The organism is Lutibacter sp. (genome assembly GCF_040883305.1).
GTDB lineage: Bacteria > Bacteroidota > Bacteroidia > Flavobacteriales > Flavobacteriaceae > Lutibacter.
Window position 1 is genome coordinate 1 of the sequence record NZ_JBFLKT010000176.1, and the last position, 2562, is coordinate 2562.

A 2562-nucleotide genomic window follows, 5' to 3' on the forward strand; every position below is an offset into this window, starting at 1 on the left:
ATAGCATTTAATATATCTGCAGCTGTTGATCTATCTCTAAAGCCTCTACCACCGTTTCCTCCTCCTCTATTTTTCTTTGAAAAAATAATTAATAGAATAATGATGATGATTATGATAATAACAAATGAAGGAATTCCTCCTCCTTCTTCGTTTTTAGACGGTTTATTATTTTTATAAGTACCATTTAAAACTTCAAAAACAGCATAGGTTCCTTTATCTAACCCTGTATAAAAATCGCCTTTTTTAAACTCTGGAATAATAACAGTTCTAACAATGGTTCCTGTAACACCTGCCGTAAGTTTGTGTTCCACACCATAGCCTGGAGAAATCCATATTTTACGTTCTTTATTGGCTAATAAAATAAAAACACCATTGTCTTCCTTGGCTTGTCCAATTCCCCATTCATGTGCCCATTTTGGAGTTAAAATACCAATATCTTCTCCTTTTATAGTTTCAACAGTTGCAATTACAATTTGGGTTGAAGTAGAATCAGAATAATTGATAAGCTTTTGTTCTAAAGTGCTTTTTTGCGAAGCAGAGAGCAAGTTAGCATAATCGTACACGCTAGTTTGCAGCTTCGGTTTATCAGGAATTGTAAATTGCCCAAAAGCAACCTGAACAAACAAAATTGCTATAAAAAATGTGCTGTATTTTTTTAATATGTTCTTTTTAAAAATCATTTAACCTTTAGAAATTTCGTCAGATAATTCATTGGAATCATTTTTTTGATATGGAAAAAATTCCTTTAATTTTTTACCAATTTCTATAATTACCAATTGAAGTCCTTTTGTAAAATTAGAATCTTTAAAAAAGGTAATTAACAAGGCTAGTTCTTTGTCCCAGAAATCTTTAGGAACTAAACTATTGATACCTTCATCACCAATAATTGCAATTTTTTTACTTTCAACGGCAACATAAATAAGGATGCCATTTCTAAGTTCGGTTTTATCCATTTCTAACAGATAAAAAACCTCCAATGCTCTGTCCATTGGAGATTTTTCTGTAGATTTTTCAATATGAACACGTATTTCTCCTGAAGTATTTTTTTCTGAAATTCTTATAGTTTCAATTAAAGCTTGCTCTTGCTTTGCCGTTAAAAAATCTTCAACTTTAGACATTATTCTTTTTTTCCGAAATCAAATTCAACATCAGGTGCATTTTCAGAACCTGGCTCAGCCTCAAAATATGGTTTTCCATCAAAGTCAAAAAATCCAGCCAATATATTATTTGGAAACGTTTTAACGTGGTTGTTAAACGGTTTAATAGCTTCATTAAAACGTGTACGTGCAGTTAAAATCTGATTTTCTGTACTTGCTAATTCATCTTGTAATTTTAAAAAATTTTGATTTGCTTTTAAGTCTGGATAACGCTCTACAGTAACCAATAAACTTTTTAAAGCACCGCTTAAACCACCTTGTACTTGGTTAAATTGCGCCAATTGCTCTGGTGTAATGTTTGAAGGGTCAATGTTTACAGATGTTGCTTTTGCACGCGCTTCAATAACCGATGTTAACGTTTCTTTTTCGAAATCTGCCGCACCTTGTACTGTTTTTACCAAATTACCTATTAAATCTCCTCTGCGTTGGTAGGCTGTTTCAACATTTCCCCAACTTTCTGCAACATTTTCATTTAATTGTATTCCGGTATTGTAAAATCCTTTTACCCAGGTATATCCACCAAAAGCAAGTAATGCGATTATAATTACTGGTATTAGCCACTTTTTCATGTTCGTTATATTTAAAGTTTATGTTATTATATAATTAGTTGTTTTTATTTCAACTATGTTACTAAATTACTTAAAAAAATTTAGTGTCTGGTCGGAAATAGACGAATTTTAATAAATGAATTATTTTTTATAAGATTTCGGTTTATTTTTATGAAGTGATACCATAGCTATCAAACACTAATTAAGTAAGCTGATTTTTAATTTGAATCAATTCAGCTTTTATAGATTCTAATCGCATAATAATAGCGTGGTTTCCTTTTACAGCTTTTGGCTCTTGCTTCATTTTAATTTTAGCACCTTCTAACGTAAATCCTTTTTCTTTAACTAAATGATAAATTAATTGTAAGTTTTTAAGATCCTCTGCCGTAAATAAGCGATTGCCTTTCTTGTTTTTTTTTGGTTTTAGTATATCAAATTCTTTTTCCCAAAAACGTATATGCGACGTGTTTAAGCCGAAAGCTTTTGCAACCTCCCCAATTTTATAATAACGTTTTTCTGGTAAGTCTATATACATTAATCTAGCGATTGACCTTCTTTTTGTGCTTCTTTTTGCATAGCTTCAAATTCTTCTGGAGATAAATTACCATAATAGAAATTAATTGGGTTTATTTTTCTACCATTTTTATGAATTTCATAATGTAAATGTGGAGCTTGTGAGCGTCCCGTATTTCCAACAAAGCCAATTAAATCACCACGCTTTACTTTTTGACCTTTTCTAACATTGTATTTACTCATATGTGCGTACAAAGAAATATATCCAAAACCATGGTCTATTCTTATGTGTTTTCCATAACCCGCAGAACCTTGATCGGCTCTAATTATTACACCATCGCCTG

At 31.2% G+C, this 2562-nt stretch carries 5 protein-coding genes; all 5 read right to left on the reverse strand.

The genetic code is table 11. The features are described from left to right. Positions 1-680, reverse strand: a 680-nt coding sequence (locus AB1Z17_RS05645; RefSeq protein ID WP_368050824.1) for a YgcG family protein, incomplete at its 3' end; no start/stop codon positions are given. Further along, complete coding sequence (locus AB1Z17_RS05650) at positions 681-1118, reverse strand: TPM domain-containing protein (protein ID WP_368050825.1); 438 nt, start codon at positions 1116-1118, stop codon at positions 681-683. It lies immediately after the preceding gene. After that, the gene (locus AB1Z17_RS05655) at positions 1118-1726 is read right to left on the reverse strand and encodes a LemA family protein (protein WP_368050826.1); all 609 of its coding nucleotides are present in this window, start codon (positions 1724-1726) and stop codon (positions 1118-1120) included. Before AB1Z17_RS05655 ends, AB1Z17_RS05650 begins: the two co-directional genes overlap by 1 nt. A 181-nt stretch (positions 1727-1907) precedes the next feature. After that, on the reverse strand, positions 1908-2240 hold the full coding sequence (locus AB1Z17_RS05660) for a MerR family transcriptional regulator (protein WP_368050827.1): 333 nt from the start codon (positions 2238-2240) through the stop codon (positions 1908-1910). Further along, positions 2240-2562 (reverse strand): M23 family metallopeptidase (locus tag AB1Z17_RS05665; protein ID WP_368050828.1); only part of this gene is annotated, 323 nt, incomplete at its 5' end. The genes AB1Z17_RS05665 and AB1Z17_RS05660, both read right to left, overlap by 1 nt.